The organism is Halotalea alkalilenta DSM 17697, assembly GCF_000621205.1.
GTDB classification, from domain to species: domain Bacteria; phylum Pseudomonadota; class Gammaproteobacteria; order Pseudomonadales; family Halomonadaceae; genus Halotalea; species Halotalea alkalilenta.
The window spans coordinates 1-20,081 of record NZ_KK211232.1 but is presented as its reverse complement, the minus strand read 5'-3'; the positions used below and the strand labels follow the sequence as shown (position 1 = coordinate 20,081).

Annotated in this window: 17 protein-coding genes; 11 read left to right on the top strand and 6 right to left on the bottom strand. The window is 65.5% G+C overall.

All coding sequences use genetic code 11. The annotated features are described in order from the left end of the window. Positions 1 to 34 precede the first annotated feature (34 nt). The gene (gene murU / locus Q376_RS0117745; protein ID WP_027351444.1) at positions 35 to 715 is read right to left on the bottom strand and encodes an N-acetylmuramate alpha-1-phosphate uridylyltransferase MurU; all 681 of its coding nucleotides are present in this window, start codon (positions 713 to 715) and stop codon (positions 35 to 37) included. Then, the gene (locus Q376_RS23340) at positions 712 to 1,761 is read right to left on the bottom strand and encodes an aminoglycoside phosphotransferase family protein (RefSeq protein ID WP_043448625.1); all 1,050 of its coding nucleotides are present in this window, start codon (positions 1,759 to 1,761) and stop codon (positions 712 to 714) included. Before Q376_RS23340 ends, murU begins: the two co-directional genes overlap by 4 nt. A 233-nt stretch (positions 1,762 to 1,994) precedes the next feature. On the opposite strand from Q376_RS23340, the gene Q376_RS0117735 reads away from it, so the two are divergent. From Q376_RS0117735 to Q376_RS0117710, 6 genes are all read left to right on the top strand, one after another. Beyond that, positions 1,995 to 4,466, top strand: coding sequence for an LPS-assembly protein LptD (locus tag Q376_RS0117735; RefSeq protein WP_027351443.1), 2,472 nt, complete (start codon positions 1,995 to 1,997; stop codon positions 4,464 to 4,466). 184 nt (positions 4,467 to 4,650) lie between these two features. Continuing rightward, positions 4,651 to 6,036: a peptidylprolyl isomerase gene (locus Q376_RS23335; RefSeq protein WP_162177920.1), complete on the top strand. Its 1,386-nt coding sequence runs from the start codon at positions 4,651 to 4,653 to the stop codon at positions 6,034 to 6,036. Between the two features lie 128 nt (positions 6,037 to 6,164). Further along, on the top strand, positions 6,165 to 7,004 hold the full coding sequence (gene rsmA, locus Q376_RS0117725; RefSeq protein ID WP_052365493.1) for a 16S rRNA (adenine(1518)-N(6)/adenine(1519)-N(6))-dimethyltransferase RsmA: 840 nt from the start codon (positions 6,165 to 6,167) through the stop codon (positions 7,002 to 7,004). Next, positions 7,001 to 7,852 carry a symmetrical bis(5'-nucleosyl)-tetraphosphatase gene (locus Q376_RS23330; RefSeq protein WP_052365492.1) on the top strand — a complete coding sequence of 284 codons (852 nt, stop codon included), beginning with the start codon at positions 7,001 to 7,003 and terminating at the stop codon, positions 7,850 to 7,852. Before rsmA ends, Q376_RS23330 begins: the two co-directional genes overlap by 4 nt. Next, complete coding sequence (gene glpE / locus Q376_RS0117715) at positions 7,849 to 8,169, top strand: thiosulfate sulfurtransferase GlpE (RefSeq protein ID WP_027351441.1); 321 nt, start codon at positions 7,849 to 7,851, stop codon at positions 8,167 to 8,169. Before Q376_RS23330 ends, glpE begins: the two co-directional genes overlap by 4 nt. Then, positions 8,166 to 9,293, top strand: coding sequence for a tRNA nucleotidyltransferase/poly(A) polymerase-related protein (locus Q376_RS0117710; RefSeq protein ID WP_027351440.1), 1,128 nt, complete (start codon positions 8,166 to 8,168; stop codon positions 9,291 to 9,293). The genes glpE and Q376_RS0117710 overlap by 4 nt, the downstream gene beginning before the upstream one ends. 13 nt (positions 9,294 to 9,306) lie before the next feature. On the opposite strand, the gene folK is transcribed toward Q376_RS0117710, so the two are convergent. Genes folK through tsaD form a run of 3 tightly spaced genes read right to left on the bottom strand, consistent with a single transcriptional unit; the run spans position 9,307 to position 11,254 of the window. Next, entirely contained in the window at positions 9,307 to 9,837 is a 531-nt protein-coding gene (gene folK / locus Q376_RS0117705) for a 2-amino-4-hydroxy-6-hydroxymethyldihydropteridine diphosphokinase (RefSeq protein WP_043448622.1), read from the bottom strand. Beyond that, positions 9,834 to 10,196 (bottom strand): dihydroneopterin aldolase, encoded by a 363-nt coding sequence (gene folB, locus Q376_RS0117700; RefSeq protein ID WP_027351438.1) that lies wholly within the window; start codon positions 10,194 to 10,196, stop codon positions 9,834 to 9,836. Before folB ends, folK begins: the two co-directional genes overlap by 4 nt. An 8-nt stretch (positions 10,197 to 10,204) precedes the next feature. Continuing rightward, on the bottom strand, positions 10,205 to 11,254 hold the full coding sequence (gene tsaD / locus Q376_RS0117695; RefSeq protein WP_027351437.1) for a tRNA (adenosine(37)-N6)-threonylcarbamoyltransferase complex transferase subunit TsaD: 1,050 nt from the start codon (positions 11,252 to 11,254) through the stop codon (positions 10,205 to 10,207). A gap of 152 nt (positions 11,255 to 11,406) precedes the next feature. Between tsaD and Q376_RS0117690 the strand changes: the two genes are divergently transcribed. The 4 genes from Q376_RS0117690 to rpoD all read left to right on the top strand — a co-directional run bounded on the left by Q376_RS0117690 (position 11,407) and on the right by rpoD (position 17,376). Further along, positions 11,407 to 12,873 carry an alanine/glycine:cation symporter family protein gene (locus tag Q376_RS0117690; protein WP_027351436.1) on the top strand — a complete coding sequence of 489 codons (1,467 nt, stop codon included), beginning with the start codon at positions 11,407 to 11,409 and terminating at the stop codon, positions 12,871 to 12,873. Between the two features lie 165 nt (positions 12,874 to 13,038). Beyond that, a complete protein-coding gene (rpsU, locus tag Q376_RS0117685; RefSeq protein ID WP_027351435.1) occupies positions 13,039 to 13,254 on the top strand; it encodes a 30S ribosomal protein S21 in 216 nt (71 codons plus the stop codon). 143 nt (positions 13,255 to 13,397) lie between these two features. Continuing rightward, positions 13,398 to 15,263, top strand: coding sequence for a DNA primase (gene dnaG / locus Q376_RS0117680; protein WP_027351434.1), 1,866 nt, complete (start codon positions 13,398 to 13,400; stop codon positions 15,261 to 15,263). Between the two features lie 259 nt (positions 15,264 to 15,522). Then, a complete protein-coding gene (rpoD, locus tag Q376_RS0117675) occupies positions 15,523 to 17,376 on the top strand; it encodes an RNA polymerase sigma factor RpoD (protein ID WP_027351433.1) in 1,854 nt (617 codons plus the stop codon). 97 nt (positions 17,377 to 17,473) lie between these two features. On the opposite strand, the gene Q376_RS0117670 is transcribed toward rpoD, so the two are convergent. Continuing rightward, entirely contained in the window at positions 17,474 to 18,400 is a 927-nt protein-coding gene (locus tag Q376_RS0117670) for a LysR substrate-binding domain-containing protein (protein WP_027351432.1), read from the bottom strand. 180 nt (positions 18,401 to 18,580) lie between these two features. Between Q376_RS0117670 and Q376_RS0117665 the strand changes: the two genes are divergently transcribed. Beyond that, the gene (locus Q376_RS0117665) at positions 18,581 to 19,954 is read left to right on the top strand and encodes an L-serine ammonia-lyase (protein WP_027351431.1); all 1,374 of its coding nucleotides are present in this window, start codon (positions 18,581 to 18,583) and stop codon (positions 19,952 to 19,954) included. Positions 19,955 to 20,081: the final 127 nt, after the last annotated feature.

The following is a 20,081-nucleotide window of genomic DNA, read 5'->3' as shown; positions in this document are numbered from 1 at the left end:
GATTTTCGCCGCAGTGTATCAAGCTTCGGGCGGCTCACGCTCGGTCGATCCCGCGCAGCCGCGCATCGAGCTCGCCCAGGCGTTCGGGGGTACCGACATCGAGCCATTCACCGCGATGGAGCACCCCGGCCACACGGTCGTCGCCGATCGCCTGGCGCAAAGGTTCGACCAGCTTTCTCTTCTCACCCGGTGCCAGTGCGGCGCAGAGCTCGGGAGCGATCAGTGCGATGCCCGCGTAGACCCGTTTCGGCGTGCCCTCGAGGCGCAGCCGCCCGGTCTCGGTGAGGTGGAAGTCGCCTCCGGGATGGTGCGCCGCTTCGGGGATCATCACCAGCCGAGCCAGATCGCGCTCGAGCGGGGCGGTCAGGCGCTCGAGCGGAAAGTCGCTCCATACGTCGCCATTGACCAGCAAGAACGGTGCGTCACCGAGCAGGCCGAGTGCCTGGCGGATGCCGCCGGCGGTCTCCAACGGTTGTGGCTCGACGCTCCAGCGGATATCGACCCCGAGCGCCGTGCCATCGCCGAGCCTGCCGATGAGTCGCTCGGCGAGATAGGAGACGTTGATCACCAGTTCCGTTACCCCAATCCGGCGCAGCCGCTCGATCTGGTGCACGATCAGAGGCTTGCCGCCGGCTTCGAGCAGCGGCTTTGGGCAGTCGTCGGTGAGCGGGGCCATCCGGCTGCCGCGACCGGCGGCGAGGATCATCGCCCTCATCGCGCCGCCCCCGCCAGCGCAGCGAGCTGCGCCTGCATACGCGGCTCGAACTCGCCGTCCAGCCACTCATCGAAGGCACGCCAGAGCGGTGCGTCCGCGCCGCCGGCCGCGGTCAGCTCAGCCATGGCCTGGCGCAGGTGGGCGAGGAAGTGGCGCTGGTGGCGGAGCAGGTAGCCGGGTTTGCCGTCGCGCAGCGCCAGCCGGCAGAACAGGCCCAGCACCTTGATCGAACGCTGGGCGCTGGCCTCGGCGATCCAGCAGAGATAGCGCTCGGTCGAGCGTTCGCTGCAAAGCCCTGCTTCCAGCGCCAGGGCCTGGTGGGTGGCGTACCACGCATGCTGCCGCGCGATCGGCCAAGGCGGGTTGCGATCACGCAGCAGCGAGGCGGGGTCGTAGCCGAGCGGGCCGCCCCACGCGCCCTGGAAGTCGATCACGGCCAGTTCGTCGTCGGCGCCAAGCAGCAGGTTCTCGGGGTGGTAGTCGCGATGGGTAGTGACCCTTGGCTGACCGAGCAGGCGCTGGATCAGTCGCTCGCACAGCGCGGTGAAGCAGGCGGGCGCCGCGATCCCCAGCCAGCGGTCCAGCGCCCATTCGGGAAACAGCCCCAGCTCGAAGGCGAGGCGGCGACGATCATAGGGTGGCAGCGCCGTGCTGGGCTGGGAGGCGATGCGCACCGACAGCGCCATCGCGTCGTCGATCAGCGCGTCCTGGACCGCTGGGGCGGCGTCGTTCAGGCGGCGGCGCAGCAGGGTGTCGCCGAGGTCCTCGAGCTCGAGAAAGCCGCGCGACAGGTCCGCCGCATGGATGGCAGGCACCGGCAGGCCGGCGTTGGCCCAGGCCAGCGCAATGGCGACGAAGGGGCGGCTCGGCTCGTGTTCTGGAGGCGCATCCATGACCACCCGGGTGCCGCCCGGCTGCGGCAGTCGCAGGCGGAAGTAGCGGCGGAAGCTGGCATCGTCTGCGATCGATTCGAGTACCAGCATAGCCGCATCGAGGCCGTGGCGATGCGCGAGCCATTGCCTCAGCGCGGACGAACGGGCAGTCATCGATACTCCTGGAAGAAGGGGTGGATAAGGGCGCGGCGATGGCGCGGGCCGTCCCCGGACGCTTTCGCTTCAGGTTGACGCTATCGGTTCGTCACCGCATGCTAGGCGCATTTCACGGGCGCTCGCGACCGCGTCGTCAATGGCCAGGGAAGATGACTTCGCGACGCGTCCGCGTCAAGGCGCGCTGCGCGATGACGAAAATTTGGACTCCAAGAGCAAGGACACCAAGCACCATGGCCCAGCGCACCCTCTGGACCGCCGCCTCGTTGACGAGCCTGTTCTATACGCTGCTGCCAGCGGCGACTCCAGCGCTGGCGGCGCCCCCCCTTCCGTCGCTGCCGGCCGATCAGCTCGACTGGCATGCCTGGGGGGATGATCGGCCGTCCAACGAACTGTGCAGCGGCTACTACCTGATGCCCGATTACGAGCTCGAGGCGGCGAGCGACCCTGAACAGGTGCGCGGGCAGTCCGACGATGCGGGCTACGGCCAGGGCGGCATCACCACGCTCACCGGCAATGTGGTGCTGCGCCAGCAGGACCAGCAGCTCCAGGCACGCCAGGCGACGCTCAACGAGGCGCGTGACCGCGTCTCCCTCGAGGGGCCGATCACCTACCGCCAGCCCAACGTGCTGGTTCGCGGTGAGCAGGGCAGCGTGTCGCTGAACAGCGACGCGGCGGACATCGAAGGCGCCCACTACGTCTTCCATTCCTCCCATGCGCGTGGCGACGCCAGCCGTGTCGAACGGCTGGCCGATGGTCGCTACCGGATGCGCAATGCAACCTTCACCACTTGTGATCCGCAGAGCAGCCTTTGGAAGCTGCAGGGCAACGAGATCGTGATCAACCGCGAGGAGGGCTACGGCACCGCCAGCGGTACCCGCCTGCGGCTCTATGACGTGCCGGTGTTCTACTGGCCCTGGCTGCGTTTCCCGATCGACGATCGACGGCTCTCCGGGCTGCTCTATCCGACCGTCGGGTTCAATAGCGATAACGGCTTCGACTACGCCCAGCCGATCTACCTCAACCTGGCGCCCAACTACGATGCCACCATCGTGCCGCGCTACATGTCCGACCGCGGCGTGATGCTGGGAGGACAGTTCCGCTATCTGTTCGGCACCGACCGGGGCCAGGTCGAAGGTAACTATCTGCCCTCCGACGACGGCGGCTCGGATGGCCGCAACGATGATTTCTACGATGAAGATCGCTGGTTCTTCAACTACATGCACGATGGTCGCTTCAGCGATCGGCTGACCTACAGCCTGCGCTACGGCGCTGCCAGCGATGGCGACTACTTCGATGATTTCGGCACCAACTTCGACGAGCAGAATCGCGACAACCTGGAGCGGCTGGCGAATCTAGACTATCGCGGCGACGTCTGGCACCTGCGGGCGAGGGCGCGCGGCTACCAGGTGATGGATTACCCGGTGAGCCCGAACGACAAGCCGTTCTACGAGCTTCCGTCGCTCTCCGCCGACGCTCGATGGACACAGTCGAGCGGCACCTATCAGGAGTGGAACTCGAGCGCGACCTACTTCTATCGCGACATAGACGAGAGCCGTCTCAACAACCCGACCGAGACCGCCACCGGTGCCCGGCTCAACATCGCGCCGGCGATCGGATTCCGCCGCGATCCGAGCTGGGGCTTCTTCGAGCCTCGGGCACAGCTGTTCTTGACCCAGTACGATCTCAGTTGGGAGAATCTTTCCGGCAACGACTACGTCGCCCCCGGCGCCACCGACGACTGGGACGAGAGCCCCCATCGCACCATCCCGGTCTTCAGCGTCGACTCTGGACTGATCTTCGAGCGTCATACTTCGCTGTTCGGTTCCCGCTGGCGTCAGACCCTGGAGCCGAGGCTCTACTACGCCTACGTGCCGTATCGTGACCAGAGCCAGCTGCCGCAGTTCGACACCGCGCTGCAGGCGCCGTCCTACGCGCAGCTGTGGTCGCCGTTCAGGTTCAACGGCATCGACCGCATCGGCGACGTCAACAAGGTCTCCTACGGGGTCAGCTCGCGCTTCCTCGACGACGCGACCGGGCATCAGCGCTTCACCGCTTCGGTCGGCCAGAGCCGCTTCTTCGACGATCGCCGGGTCACCGACGACGATCCGACCAAGTACGACGAGTACCAGAACGTCAATAGCCGCTATGGCTATGATCTGGTGCGCGACTACTCCCCCGCGATCGGCCAGCTGGAGTGGCAGATCAACGATCGTTGGAGCACCCGCTACGCGCTGTTCTACGACACCGAAAACGGTGCCACCGAGCGCAACGAGACCTATGTGAGCTATCGCCATCCGAGCGGCAGCCTGCTCAATCTCGGCTATCGCTGGCAGCGTGAAGGGTTCGACCCTTCTGGTGACGAGGAAGACCGCCTCGGCTACAACCGCAACGAATACGACGTCTCCTTCGCCTGGCGGATGAATGCCTCGATGTCGCTGGTCGGGCGCTATCTCTACGACCAGACCAACAGCCGTTCGCTCGAGACCCTCGCCGGCGTGCAGTTCAACGACTGCTGCTATGGCATCGAGGTCGCTTGGCGCGAGTACGTCGATGACGACGATACGCTCAACACCATCCGCGACGATGAGACCAAGCGCGGCCTGTTCCTGCGCTTCATCTTCAAGGGTTTGGGCGGCGTCGGCCAGAATCCCGATACGTACTTCGAACAAGCGGTCCCTGGCTATCAGCGCGCCGGCTTCTGATCTCCCGGCCCAGGGGCTCGGCGAATCGCCGAGCCCCTGGACAAGCCGGGCCGCAGTTGGGATGCTTGGCGCACTCTCGGCGCCCGGGCGCAGAACGCGAGTGCCATCCAGGCTCGCCGGCCCGAGCGCCCAGTGGTGGCTGACCGCGGGCCGGCTCTCGATTCACCTCAAGGTTCAGACGATGATGAAAGGCAAGACAATCGCGTGCGTGCGCCGCTCGCCGATGGCCAAGGCGGTGCTCGCCTCCGTTGGTTTCACCCTGGCTCTCGGGCTCACCCCCCTCGCCGAAGCACAGCAGGCCCAGTCCATCGACGGCATCGCCGCGGTGGTCAACCAGGATGCGATCATGCGTGGCGAGCTCGAGCAGCGTATGCGCCAAGTGCATGACCAGCTGGCCCAGAATGGTGTCCAGCCGCCGAACGAGGATCAGCTGCGCCGCCAGGTGCTCGAACGGATGATCGTCGAGCAGATCCAGCTCCAGATGGCGAGCCGTGCCAATCTCAGCGTCGATGACAACCAGCTCAATGCCGCGCTGCGCGAGGTGGCCGAGCGTAACCAGATGACGCTCGACCAGTTCGCCGACACCGTGGAGCGCGAAGGGCTCTCGTTCGCCGATGTGCGCGAGCAGATCCGTCGTGAAATGCTGATTTCGCAAGTCCAGCAGGGCAGTGTCGGCAGCCAGGTACGGGTCACGGACGGCGAAGTCGACCAGTATCTGGAAAACGCCAACGCCGCTGCCGGGGTCGAGTACCATATCGCCCACATCCTGGTGCCGCTGCCCGAGAATCCCACCGACGAACAGGTCGCCGCCGCGCGTGCGCGAATCGATGGCGTGCGTCGCGAGGTACACGCAGGCCAGGACTTCGCTACCGCGGCGGCCGGTAACTCCGCCGACGGGCAGGCGTTCGAGGGTGGCGACCTGGGCTGGCGCAGCCAGGCGGACATGCCTTCGCTGTTCGCAGGCGTGGTGCCCAACATGACCGTCGGCGACGTCAGCCAGCCGATCCGCAGCGCCAGCGGGTTCCACCTGATCAAGCTGCTCGAGCGCCGCGGCGGCAACCAGACCCCGCAGATCATCGAGCAGTACCAGGCGCGGCACATCCTGATATCCCCCAACCCGATCCGCTCCTCCGAGCAGGCGCACCAGCTTGCGCTCGAGCTGCGCGATAGGATTCTCAATGGCGAGGATTTCGCCGCCCTGGCCCGCGAGTACAGCAATGACCGCGGCACGGCGCTGGCTGGCGGGGAGCTTGGCTGGGTCAGCGATCGGGACACCGTGCCCGCCTTCGACGCGGTGCTCAAGAGTGCGCCGCTCGGCGAGCTTTCCCAGCCGGTGCAGACCCAGTACGGATGGCACCTGATCGAGGTCGAGGACCGCCGCCAGCAGGACGTCACCGTCCAGACCCAGCGCGAGCAGGCGCGCCGCGCGCTGTTCCAGCGCAAGGCGGAAGACCAGCTCGAGGGCTGGCTGCAGGAAATTCGCGCAGAGGCCTACGTCGACAATCGGCTCTATCCCAACGATCCGGGGATCGGAGCGCTGACGCCTACCTCCCAGGGCGGGCAGCCCTGACCCGCGGGCGACACCGACGCCGTCGCCTGAATGAGGTAAACTCGACGACACCCGCCGATCGGCGGGTGTCGTTTTTTTTCATCCGCCGTGCCTGCGTGGCATGGCGACCAGCTCGATCGGAATCCGTCATGTCCAGACCAGTCCCCGGCGTCGACCTCCTGCCTACCGGTGGGCATCGGGCGCGCAAGCGCTTCGGCCAGAACTTTCTCCGCGACAGCGGGGTGATCTCCCGAATCGTCCGCGCCGTCCGTCCGCGTCCAGGCGAGCGCCTGGTGGAGATCGGCCCCGGTCAGGGAGCGATCACCGAACTGCTGCTCGATGCGGTCGGCGAACTCGATGCGATCGAGCTCGACCGCGACCTGGTGCCGGGGCTGCGTACCCAGTTCTTCAACTATCCGGGGTTTCGCGTCCATCAGGCCGATGCGCTCGCCTTCGACTTCGCGGCGCTGAAGGGGGAGGGCGCGCCGCTGCGGGTGGTCGGCAACCTGCCCTACAACATCTCCACGCCGCTGATCTTCCATTTGCTCGCGGCGCGTGGGTCGATCTTCGACATGCACTTCATGCTGCAAAAGGAGGTGGTGGAGCGGCTTGCCGCAGTGCCTGGGTCGGGGCAGTGGGGGCGGCTCTCGGTCATGGCGCAGTACCACTGCCGGGTCGAGTCGCTGTTCGTGGTGCCGCCCGAGGCCTTCGTGCCGCGTCCCAAGGTCGACTCGATGATCGTGCGCCTGGTGCCCCACGAGGCGCCGCCCCATCCGGTCGACGATGCCGAAGCGCTGGCCGCGCTGGTGCGCCAGTCGTTCTCCCAGCGGCGCAAGACGCTTCGTAACAATCTCAAGGGCTGGCTCGACGCCGATACGCTCGCGGAGCTCGGCGTCGATCCCGGGCGGCGCCCGGAGACGGTGAGCCTCGAGGAGTTCGTGCGTCTGGCCAACCGCTGGCATCGCGACCGCGGGGAGCCGCCGGCGTGAGCACCTACGTGATCGGCGATCTGCACGGCTGCTGTGACGAGTTCGAATCGCTGCTTTCGCGGCTCGACTTCCAAACGGGGAGAGATCGCCTGTGGCTGGTCGGCGACCTGGTCAATCGCGGCCCGCGCTCGCTCGACTGCCTTCGTCTCGCCCGTGCCCTCGACGCGCAGGTGGTGCTGGGCAATCACGATCTCCACCTGCTCGCGGTAGCGGCCGGTGCACAGTCGCTCAAGCGCTCGGATACGCTCGATGCGATCCTCGATGCTCCCGATCGCGACCAACTGCTCGATTGGCTGCGTCGACGCCCGCTGCTGGTCTGCGATGAGCGTTCGGGGCAGCCGCTGTGCATGGCGCATGCCGGCGTGCCGCCGCAGTGGTCGCTCGATACCGCGCGTCGCTTGGCCTGCGAGGTTGAGGCAGTGCTGCGCGGGCCACGCTGGACCGAGTTCATGAGCCGGCTCTACGGAGATCGGCCCGCCGGCTTCGATGAGTCCCTGACCGGCTGGGAGCGGCTGCGGGCGATCGTCAACGCCTTCACCCGGATGCGGTTCATCGCCGAGGACGGTGTGCTCGACTTCACCGCCAAGGAGGGGTTGGACGCCGCTCCTTCAGGCTTCATCCCGTGGTTTCAGTATCCTCGGGAGGATAACCTGCGGGTGCTGTTCGGCCACTGGGCTGCGCTCGAAGGCGCCGTGCCAGGCGCACGGATCGACTGTGAAGCACTCGACACCGGCTGCGTCTGGGGCCGCGCGTTGACCGCGCTGGAACTCGAGAGCGGCAAGCGTATCGCGGTGCCGGCCGGCACCCAGGGTCCTTCGTTCACCCCTCGCTCGGAGTCTCGCCGATGAGTTTTTCCCATCTCGATATCGCCACCTTGGCAAGCTGGCTCGATGAATCCCGGGCGGTGACCCTGGTCGATATCCGCGACCCGATGAGCTTCGCATCGGGCCATCTTCCCGGCAGCACACGGCTCGACAATCTCAATCTCGGTGATTTTCTCGACCAGGCCGACAAGGCGGCGGCGCTGGTGGTGATCTGCTATCACGGCAATTCGAGCCAGGGCGCCGCCGGCTGGCTTTCCAGCCAGGGTTTCGCCGAGGTCCACAGCCTCGATGGCGGTTTCACCGCCTGGCAGGCGGAGTATCCCGACCGAGTCGCCTCATGAGTGCGAGCGGTGCGCGCGCCACCGAAGGCCTCGAGGTCTACCTGGTGGGCGGTGCGGTGCGCGATGCGCTGCTCGGCTATCCCTTCGTCGAGCGCGACTGGGTGGTGGTCGGTGCCACCGTCGATGAGATGGTCGCTCGCGGGTTCCGTCCGGTCGGGCGCGACTTTCCTGTGTTCCTCCACCCGCAAACCCACGAGGAGTACGCGCTGGCACGGACCGAGCGCAAATCCGGTCATGGCTACTCGGGGTTCGTCGTGCATGCCTCGCCAGAGGTGACGCTCGAGCAGGATCTCGAGCGGCGCGACCTGACCATCAACGCGATGGCACGCGGTGCCGACGGCTCGCTGGTCGACCCCTTCGGTGGCGCGCGTGACCTCGCCGCGCGCAGGCTAAGGCATATCGGAGATGCGTTCGCGGAAGATCCGCTGAGGGTGCTGAGGGTCGCGCGCTTTCTCGCCCGCTATGCCCATCTGGGATTTCATCTCGACGACCGCACCGACGCGCTGCTGGCCGATATGGTAGCGCAGGGCGAGTTGGTCCACTTGGTGCCCGAGCGGGTATGGAAAGAAAGCGAGAAGGCGCTCGGTGAACGTACTCCCTCGGCCTACTTCGCGCTGCTCGAGCGCTGTGGTGCCTTGGCGGTGTGGTTTCCTGAACTCGCCGCTGCGGCCCGCTTGGAGGTCGCGCTGGCACGGCTCGAGGCGGTGGTGGCGGGTGGTCTGGAGGCGGTCGAGGACCGCTGGGCCGCACTGGTGTCGGGTCTCGATGAAGACGAGCAGGGAAGGCTCGCTGAGCGGCTCAAACTGCCCAATCTTCCCCGCGAGCGCGCGCGGCTGCTGAGGTTCAGCCTCGTTCGTCTGGCTGTCGATCCAAGCGCCGAGGCGATACTCGAGTGGTGCGAGGGCATCGATCTGTGGCGTCGCCCTGAACGGCTCGCGCCTTTGCTGGCGCTGATCGAGCTGGTCGCGCCCGAGCTGCCGGTCGCCCGGCTCGACCAAGCGGCCAGGGCGGCACAGGCGGTTTCGCCACGAGCGCTGGTGGCCGCGGGGGTCAAGGGGGCGGAAGTCGGCACGCGGCTGCGCGAGGCGCGAGGTGAGGCGATACGCCGCTCGTTGGGCGGTTGAGCGCGAACGCGCCCTAATCTGGTCTTGAGATCCGGCGGCCGTGCCAGCTGAACTCGACCGGCCAGAGCCGCTGTTCGCCGGGGTCGAACTCGCTCCACAGCGTGTCGAATCGTCGTCCAAGGTGAGGGTGGCGCAGTGTGGCGAAGCTCTCGCCGAGCGGGCGCAGGACGAAGGCGCTGGTAAGGATTTCACCGCGCGGCAGTTCCACGCCGTCGAAGACGCCGTCCAGGTCGCCAATGCAGAGCAGGTCCAGGTCGAGTCGGCGCGGCCCGTACTTGGGGTCTTCCGGGCGGCGGCCGGTACGCTGCTCGAGCGCCTTGGTCCAGGCCGAGAGCTCCGCCACGCCGATCCCGCTTTCGAATCCCACCACCAGATTGTAGAAGTTGTGCCCGCCCGAATAGCCGACCGGCTCGCTCTCGAACACCCTCGATATCTCGAGCGTGCCGAAGCGCTGCTCGAGCGCGTCCAGCGCCAGGGAGACGTGGCGCTCGCGCTCCAGGTTGGTGCCGATGCCGATCAGCACCCAGCGAGCCTCTGGCTTCATCGTCCGCTCCACTCACCGCGCTCGATGCGTACGCCGACGGATTGGGCGTTGGCCACCGCGCCGGGTTTGCGCAGGGTGAGGCGCACGCTGTCTATGCCGAAGTCCTCCTTGAGCAGCGCCGCGATCCGCTCGGCGAAGGTCTCGACCAGCTCGAAGTGATGCTTGGTGGCGAAGGTGGTGATCCGTTCGCTGATCGCGGCGTAGTCGAGGGTCTGGGTGAGGTCGTCGCCAGCGGCGGCGGCGCGGATGTCCCAGCCCAGCTCGAGATCGAGCGTGAGGCGCTGGTGAATGCGCTTCTCCCAGTCATAGACGCCGATCACGGCGTCGAACTCGAGTCCTTCGATCAATATCCGATCCATAATCGCTCCTACGAGATGCGTTCTCTGGCGGGGGCGGCGAGGCGCTCGAGCGGCCAGCGGGCGGTGAGCCTGGGTCCTTCTGGGTCGTGTTCGCCGGCGGCCAGGCGCAGGGCGCCAGCATAGGCGATCATCGCGCCGTTGTCGGTGCAGAAGCGGCCGCGAGGATAGAACACCTCTGCGTTCTCCACGCTCTTGCGCAGGCCGGGCTGGAGGCGCTCGCGCAGGCGGCGGTTGGCGCTGACCCCGCCCGCGGCGACGAGACGGCTACGGGCGCTGTATTCGAGCGCGCGTCGACACTTGATGATCAGGGTATCGACCACTGCCTCTTCGAAGGCGCGGGCGACATCGGCCCGGGCCTGGTCGTCGAGCTCTCCTCCTGCATCGAGCGTGCGCAGCGCGGTCAGGGTGTGGGTCTTGAGTCCGGAGAAGCTGAAATCGAGCCCCGGGCGGTCGGTCATCGGCCGCGGGAAGCGCAGGCGCGCGGGGTCTCCACGGCTGGCGAGCTCAGCCACGGCCGGGCCGCCGGGGTAGCTCAGGCCGAGCATCTTGGCGACCTTGTCGAAAGCTTCGCCGGCGGCGTCGTCCACCGATTCGCCGAGCAGCCGGTAGTCGCCCAGGTCGGTGACGTCGATCAGCTGGGTGTGGCCACCGGAGACCAGTAGCGCGACGAAGGGAAACTCGGGCGGGGAGGGTTCGAGCATCGGGGCGAGCAGATGCCCCTCCATGTGGTGCACGCCGAGCACCGGCACTCCGAGCGCGCGGGCGAGACCGTGGGCGGTGGCGGCGCCCACCATCAGCGCGCCGATCAGTCCCGGTCCCGCCGTGTAGGCGATCGCATCGATGCCATCGCGTGCTATGCCGGCTTCGTCGAGCACCTGCTCGATCAGCGGCAGCAGCCGGCGCACATGGTCGCGCGAGGCAAGCTCAGGCACCACGCCGCCGAAGTCGGCATGCATCGCGACCTGGCTGTAGAGGGCGTCCGCGAGCAGCCCCCGCTCGGTGTCGTAGAGCGCCACCCCGGTCTCGTCGCACGAGGTTTCGATGCCGAGCACTCGCATGCTGGTCTCCGCTGTTTGGCGTCAAAGCCGGGCATTTTATGCTTTTAGTGATTAGACGTCTTCCTCTCGATCACGCAGAATGCGCCGCTTTCTCTCGTCCGGCCATACGTCCGGGCGCGGCCATTCATCGTTGACTGCCTAGGAACGATTCCATGACCGAGCTCCTCGATACCCTTTCGGGATCGCTTTGGACCTATCTCGCCATTCCCATGCTGGTGCTCAGCGGGCTCTATCTCACCCTCGTCTGCCGAGGCATGCAGATCCGCATGATCCCCGAGATGTTCCGTGTGCTCGGCGAACGCACCAAAGGGGAGGAGGGCTCGATCTCCTCGTTCAAGGCCTTCACCATCTCCGCCGCCTCGAGGGTGGGCACCGGCAACATCGCAGGCGTTGCGACGGCGATCGCGCTGGGCGGGCCCGGCGCGGTGTTCTGGATGTGGGTGGTGGCACTGCTCGGCGGTGCCACGTCGTTCGTCGAGTCCACGCTCGGCCAGCTCTACAAGTCCGGCCGTCTCTACCGCTACCACGGCGGGCCGGCCTACTACATTCAGCAGGCGCTCGGATGGCGCTGGCTTGCGGTATCGTTCGCGCTGATGATCAGCGTCACCTACGGCCTGGTGTTCAACTCGGTACAGGCCAATTCGATCGTCGATGCGATGCAGGGCTCGTTCGGCGGCCCGCAGGGTAGCGTCGCGTTGAGTTGGACGGTGGGTATCGCGCTTGCGCTGCTCACCGCGGTGGTGATCTTCGGCGGGGTGCAGAGCATATCGAAGGTATCGGTGACCGTGGTGCCGGTGATGGCCCTGCTCTATCTCGGCATTGGCGCCGTGGTGGTAGCGCTCGACTTCGAGCGGGTGCCCGGGGTGATCGCCGACATCGTCGCCCACGCGTTCGGCTGGCGCGAGATCGCCGGCGGCGGCATGGGTATCGCGATCATGATGGGGGTTCGGCGCGGGCTCTTCTCCAATGAAGCAGGCATGGGATCGGTGCCCAATGCCAGCGCCACCGCAGCGGTTTCCCACCCGGTCAAGCAAGGTTTGGTCCAGACCCTCGGGGTCTACTTCGACACCCTGGTGATCTGCACCATGACCGCGCTGATCATCCTGCTCGCCGGCCCAGAGCATGCCTACGGAGACGCCACCACCGGCGCCAGCCTGACCCAGTGGGCGCTGGCGCAGCAATTGGGCGGCTGGGCGGTCCATTACCTGACCTTCGCCATCTTGCTGTTCGCCTTCACCTCCGTGATCGGCAACTACTACTATGGTGAGTCCAACATCCAGTACATGTTCGGTGGCGGTATCTGGCTCTTGCTCTTTCGTCTGCTGGTCGTGGCGTTCGTACTGCTCGGCTCGGTGGCGCAGGTCTCGATGGTGTGGGCGATGGCCGATCTGTTCATGCCGCTGCTCGCTTTGATCAACCTGGTGGCGATCCTGCCGCTCTCGGGGACCGTGGCACGCTTGCTGGGCCACTATATGGAGCAGCGCAGGGCAGGGCTCGAGCCGATTTTCCACCGCGACGACATGCCGGATCTGAAGAACATCGAGTGCTGGGACGGCAGCGATCCGGTCACGCACCGCGATGACCGCGAGGCGCTGCTGGCGCAGGAAAAGGCGAGCTGAGGCCTGATTGCAAAGCTATTGCCTCGCCGCTATAATCTCCGACCTCTGTAACTGGGCCGCGTTCAGGGGGCAAGGCGGCGAGCGCTATTTCAGCCTCGGCGTCGAGAGAGTTCCTCTCGGATGCGATCGAAATGAACCGACTTACCCTAAGGTGGTGATCGCTTAATGCCTTCCGTTAAAGTACGTGACAACGAGCCGTTCGACGTCGCTCTGCGTCGCTTCAAGCGCTCTTGCGAAAAAGCTGGCGTTCTTTCCGAAGTTCGCCGTCGCGAGCACTACGAAAAGCCGACTTCTGAGCGCAAGCGCAAAGCAGCGGCTGCTGTGAAGCGTCACGCTAAGAAGCTGCAGCGCGAGCGCAAGCGTTTCGAACGTCTGTATTGATCCGTACCCGGAGCGGTTGCCCGCCGCTTCCAGAGGGTTTCGAACGGTCGCCCCAGGGCGGCCGTTCGTGTTTGTCGCCGTCGTGGGCGAAGGTGGTGCCGCTTTGACGCGCGGCGATCGTGGATTGCCCAGTGGGGAAACTCATGGCCGGACAGATTTCCCAGCGCTTCATCGATGATCTACTGGCGCGTACCGATGTCGCCGAACTGATCGCCGAGCGTGTGACGCTCAAGAAAGCGGGGCGCAATCTCAGCGGGCTCTGTCCTTTTCACGACGAAAAATCCCCCTCCTTCACGGTCAGCCGTGAAAAGCAGTTCTATCACTGCTTCGGCTGTGGTGCCCACGGTAATGCGCTGCGTTTTTTGATGGAATACGATCGGCTGCGTTTTCCCGAGGCGGTGGAGCAGCTCGCGGCGCGCCTTGGTATCGAGGTCGAGCGCGAGGACGATCAGCTTTCGCCTCATCAGCGTGAGCAGGCTCAGGCGCGCGAGCGCAAGCGTGAGGAGGGGGCGAACCTGCTCGAGCTCGCGAGCGACTGGTTTCGTCACCGGCTGGGCGCGCCCGAGGCCGAGCACGCGCGGCGCTACCTCGATGGCCGGGGGCTCGATGCCTCGATCATCGATGCTTTCGCCATCGGCTTCGCTCCGGAAAGCTGGGACGCGCTGAAGCGCCACCTCGCCGAACACGGCGTGAGTGAGGCGGTACAGGCCGAATACGGTCTACTGGTCCAGCATGAGAAGACGGGGCGTACCTACGACCGTTTCCGTGATCGGGTGATCTTTCCGATCCGCGACTGGAAAGGGCGTACGCTCGGTTTTGGCGGGCGGGTGCTGGGCGATGCCAAGCCCAAGTATCTCAACTCTCCCGAGACGCCGGTATTTCACAAGGGGCGAGAGCTCTACGGACTGTTCGAGGCCCGGCGCGGCGGGGCGCGGCTCGAGCGCCTGGTGGTGGTCGAGGGCTACATGGACGTGGTCGCGCTCGCCCAGCATGGCATCGGTAATGCCGTGGCGACGCTTGGTACCGCGGTCACCGAGGATCATCTCAAACGGCTCTACCGCCTGGTGGACGAGGTGGTGTTCTGTTTCGACGGCGACGACGCCGGGCGCCGCGCTGCGCGGCGTGCGCTCGAGGTCGCGTTGCCGGTGATGATCGATGGGCGCCAGGCGCGTTTTCTCTTCCTGCCCGAGCGAGAGGATCCTGATTCGCTGGTACGCAGCGAAGGCCGCGAGGCATTCGAGGCTCGTATCGAATGCGCCAGCCCGCTGTCGGAGTTTCTTTTCGATCAGGCGCGCGAAGGGCTGGATCTGAAGCGGGTCGAAGGGCGTGAACGCTTCGTCAGTAGGGTGCTCGAGCGTCTGCGCCTGCTTCCGGAAGGTTTGCTACGCTCGCTTTTGATGCGTGAACTCGCCAACCGCAGCGGAGTCGAAATGGATCAGCTCGAGCGCTTCGCCGCACCCGCGACCAAGCGTGCCGATCCGGCGGCGATGCAATTCGAGCCGGCAGGCCGGGCGGATGACGAGACGCAGTGGGAGAGGGCGCCGGTCTCGTCTGCGCGCGCCACTGCCGCTGGGCGCCGGGGATCTGTACCGCTCAGCCTGCGTGCGCTGCATCTGCTGCTGCATGCGCCGACCTTGGTCGGCATGCTGCCCGAGGGGGAGGGGTGGTGCCCCGACGACGAACATGGCGTGCTGCTGCAGGAAGTGGCACGACTGTTGCGTGCTGGAGGCTATCGCTCGTCGCAGGTGATTCTTGCGCACTTCTACGGCAGCGAGCGGGGACGGCAGCTCGAAGCGCTGATGCGCCGCGAGCCGATGATCCCCGCGCAGGCGCGGGAGGCCGAGCTCAAGGCGCTGGTCGAGCTGTTCGAGCGTAGACGCGAGCGACTTTCTCCCGAGGAGGAGTATCGTGAGCTGCTGGCGCGCAGCCAGCGCGGCGAAGCGCTCGGGGTAGAGGAAAAGAAGCGTTTGTGGGAGTTGATCGGCGTGCTTAACGCAGGGCCCGGGTGAGGTGTTGGCTGCTCCGGGCTTGAATTCAGCGCACTGGCCCCCATCTAGGCGGGCAGAAGATGAAAGCTTCGATGCTTTCGAAATTTAACTGGCCAATCTAGCACACCCGATTCAGGATTCAAACCGAGGGCGCAGCGAGGCCGGGCGCTCTGTGAGTCGATACGCTATACTTCGTCGTTCGGCGCTCCCGGCTCTCTTCCTGGTGATGTACGTACGAGCGTTCGGGTGTTTCCATTTTTCTTCGTCGAGATAGGTTTCTATGGCTGGACACACACCGCAGTCGCGTCTGAAGGAGTTGATCGCGCGGGGCAAGGAGCAGGGCTTTCTGACCTACGCGGAAGTCAACGACCACTTGCCCGAGGACATCGCGGACCCGGATCAGGTGGAAGACATCATCAGTATGTTCAACGACATGGGAATCAACGTCGTTGAGGAGGCGCCCGACGAGGACACTCTGATGATGTCGGACAGCTCGACCGACGACACCGCCGCCGAAGAGGCGGTGGCGGCGTTGGCGGCGGTCGAAACCGACGTGGGCCGTACCACCGACCCGGTGCGCATGTACATGCGCGAGATGGGCACGGTGGAGCTTCTGACCCGTGAGGGTGAGATCGAGATCGCCAAGCGGATCGAAGAAGGCACCCGCGAAGTGATGTCGGCGCTGGCCTTCCTGCCGGGTGCGGTGGATTCCATCCTCGAGGCGTTCGACGGTACCCAGGGTGAAGAGGGCGGGCGCCTGTCCGACCTGTTCAGCGGCTTCATCGATCCGGATGAAGGGGTCCCGGGGGTTGCCGAGGTCGAGGAGGAGTTGAATCTCTCCGATGACGAGGGCAGCGACAGCGATCTCGACGACGACGATGAGGATGGCGAGGACGGCGACGATTCGACCACCAATGAAGGTGGGCCGGATCCGGAGCTTGCCCGCGTCCGTTTCGAGCAGATTCGCGAGCAGAACGAGCTGGTCAAGGCTGCTATCGAAGAGCATGGTCCCGGTTCGCGTGAAGCCGTCGCGCAGCAGAACCGATTGGCCGAGCTGTTCGCGCCGATCAAGCTGGTGCCGAAGCATTTCGAACGGCTGATCGGTCAGATCCGGCTCAGCGTCGACCAGGTGCGGACGCAGGAAAAGCTGGTCATGCAGATATTCGTCAAGCGCTGCAAGGTAGCGCGCAAGACGTTCATCAGCGCGTTCCCCGGCCATGAGACCGATCTCGAGTGGTTCGACAACTTCGTCGCCACCCACTCCAAGTATGCCGAGGCGCTCAGCGACTATCGGGTCGAAGTGCTGCGCGCGCAGCGTAAGATCGCCTTCGAGCAGGAGCTGGTCAATCTGACCGTCGCTGAGCTCAAGGAGGTCAACCGTCGGCTGTCGATCGGCGAGGCCAAGGCCCGCCGGGCCAAGAAAGAGATGGTCGAGGCCAACCTTCGCCTGGTGATCTCGATCGCCAAGAAGTATACCAACCGCGGGCTGCAGTTCCTGGACCTCATCCAGGAGGGCAACATCGGCCTGATGAAAGCGGTCGACAAGTTCGAGTATCGCCGCGGTTACAAGTTCTCGACCTATGCCACCTGGTGGATCAGGCAGGCGATCACCCGCTCGATCGCGGACCAGGCACGCACCATTCGTATCCCGGTGCATATGATCGAGACGATCAACAAGCTCAATCGCGTCTCGCGCCAGATGCTCCAGGAAATGGGGCGCGAGCCGACCCCTGAAGAGCTGGGTGAACGCCTCGAGATGCCCGAGGAGAAGGTGCGCAAGGTGCTCAAGATCGCCAAGGAGCCGATCTCGATGGAGACGCCGATCGGCGACGACGACGATTCGCACCTTGGGGACTTCATCGAAGACGGCACCATGGTGTCGCCGATCGACTCCGCCACCGGCGAAGGGCTGATCGAGGCGACGCGCAACGTGCTCGGCGGCCTTACCGCGCGCGAGGCGAAGGTGCTACGCATGCGTTTCGGCATCGATATGAACACCGACCACACCCTCGAGGAGGTTGGTAAGCAGTTCGACGTCACGCGCGAGCGTATCCGTCAGATCGAAGCCAAGGCGCTACGCAAGCTGCGCCACCCCTCGCGCTCCGAGGCGCTGCGCTCCTTCATCGAGGAGTAGTCGCGCAAGGCAGTCGCCCAGGAGGCCGCCGAGTCGCCTTGGATGGAAAGGCCCCGCCGTCGCTCACGCGACGGCGGGGCCTTTCTTCGTTCAGGGGTCAGGCGAGGGGTGCGCTATCGCGCTGCGCCTCCTCGAGCAGCCAGTCGTGCAGCGCCCGGACCCTGGGATCGTCCAGTGCGCCCGGGGCGTGCACGATCACGTAGCGTTTGCCGGTGGCCACTGCTCGCTTGAGCGGCATGATCAGCCTGCCCGAAGCCAGCTCGTCGGTGATCAATGTCCGGCGGGCGATCGCGACACCCATGCCGCGGATCGCCGCTTCGATGGTCAGGCTGTTGCGATTGAACGTGTAGCCGCGGCGTACGTTGACCCCGGTGGTGCCGATGGCGCGCAGGTAGTACTCCCATTCGGCATGCTCTCCGCTGCCTCGCCAGGCGGTCACGTCATGCAGCAGGGGATAGTAGGCCAGGTCGCTGGCCTGGTAGAGCGCCGGCCTTCGCTTGAGCAGCTGTGGCGCACAGACCGGGAATATCTCTTCTTCGAACAGGGCGCTGGTGCGTAGCCCCGGGTAGTGGCCATCGTTGAGATCGAGGGCGAGGTCGAACTCGCCTTCGATCAGCGCGCGGTCGCTGTCCTCGGCGCGCAGGTGCAGGGCGATGTCCGGAAACCTCGCCTGCAGCCTCGGCAGCCTCGGCATCAGCCACTTGGACAGGAACGAGGGTACCGAGCGAAGGCGCAGCTCGCCGCTCATCAGTCCGTGGGAGAGGCGGCGCACTTCGTCATCGACCTCGGTGTAGGCGCCGCTCACGGTGGCGGCGAGACGCTTGCCCTCGGCGGTCAGTTCGAGGCGTCGCGGATGGCGGCGGAACAGGCGAAAGCCCAGCCGCTCCTCGAGCTGCTTGATCTGCTGGCTGACCGCGCCGGTGGTGACGCTCAGGCGGGCGGCTGCGCGAGTGAAGGAGAGCTCCTCGGCGGCGATGGCGAAGATGTGCAGGCCGGCGTAGGTGGTAGCGTTGAGTCTTTGCATGTGAGACGTCCATCGAGCGTCGATGGTTTAGAATAACTAAACACGGGCTTAGAAAGTATCCATTGAGATGCGTATTAGTGGCCTTCAAGCTGTGCCTAGAATTCATAGGATTTAGCCAGGCTCTTTCAAAGCGATCTGTTCCAAGCGCCTCGGCCTCTAGCACAGAAAGGATCTGATTCCATGTCCATCAGCGTCTTCGAGCTATTCAATATCGGCATTGGTCCTTCCAGCTCGCATACCGTTGGTCCGATGCGGGCCGCCCGGCGTTTTCTCGACGAGCTCGATGCGCAGGGCAGTCTCGAGGGCGTCGTCGGCATCGAGGTCCACCTGCATGGCTCCCTGGCCGCCACCGGGGCCGGGCACGCTACCGATCGAGCGGTGATCATGGGGCTGATGGGCGAGCTTCCGGAATCCATCGACCCGGGCATCATCGAACCCTGTATCGAGGAGCTGCTCGAGTCCCAGGCGCTGCGGCTGGCCAGTCGTGTGGCGGTGGCGTTCGTCTGGGAGCGTGACTTGCTCTGGTCGGTGGAGCCGCTGCCGTATCATCCCAATGCGCTGAGCCTGGTCGCGCGCTACCGTGACGGTAGCCGCTACGGCAACACCTACTATTCGGTGGGCGGCGGATTCGTGCTGTCGGCCGCCGAAGTCAACGAGCCGGCCGATGACGGCGCGACCAGCCTGCCTTTCGATTTCGACAGTGCGGATCGACTGATGGCGCTGTGCAAGGAGCATGGGCTGAGCATCGCTGAGCTGATGATGATCAACGAGTGCGCCTGGCGCAGCGAAGAAGAAGTGCGGGCGAAGCTGATCACCATCTGGGGTGCTATGCAGGCGTGCGTCGAACGCGGTTTGCACCAGCGCGGGATTTTGCCTGGCGGGCTGGGGGTGCGGCGTCGAGCGGCAGCGCTGTACGAGCGCCTTTCGCGCGCCGAGCGTGGCAACCTGATCGCGACGACGTTTTCAGCGATGGACTGGGTCAACCTGTTCGCGCTCGCAGTCAACGAGGAAAACGCCGCTGGTGGCCGGATGGTGACCGCGCCCACCAATGGCGCAGCCGGTATCGTCCCCGCCGTGCTGCATTTCTACATGAAGTTCCAGCCGGGGGCATCCGAGCGGGATGTGGTCGATTTCCTGCTGACCGCTGGGGCGATCGGTATCCTGTGCAAGAAGAACGCCTCGATCTCGGGGGCCGAAGTCGGCTGCCAGGGAGAGGTCGGCGTCGCCTGCGCGATGGCTGCGGCCGGTCTCGCCCAGCTGCTCGGTGGTTCTCCCGAGCAGGTCGAGAACGCCGCGGAAATTGGACTCGAGCACAATCTCGGCCTGACTTGCGACCCGATCGGCGGGTTGGTGCAGATCCCCTGCATCGAACGCAACGCGATCGCCTCGGTGAAGGCGATCAACGCCGCTCAGTTCGCCCTGCAGGGCGATGGGGAGCATTTCGTCTCTCTCGACAAGGTGATCCGCACCATGCGCGATACCGGGCGCGACATGCAGAGCAAGTACAAGGAGACCTCGCTCGGAGGGCTTGCGGTCAACGCGATCGAGTGCTGAGCGTTGGGTCGCAGACTGCTGACAAAGTATTCGAAGATGCCACGATGGCTTCCAGCCGCCTCCGAGAGCGCGCTGGCCGGCAATCGATTGCACCGGGGTTTGCGACATGGATGTCGCAAAAGGCGCG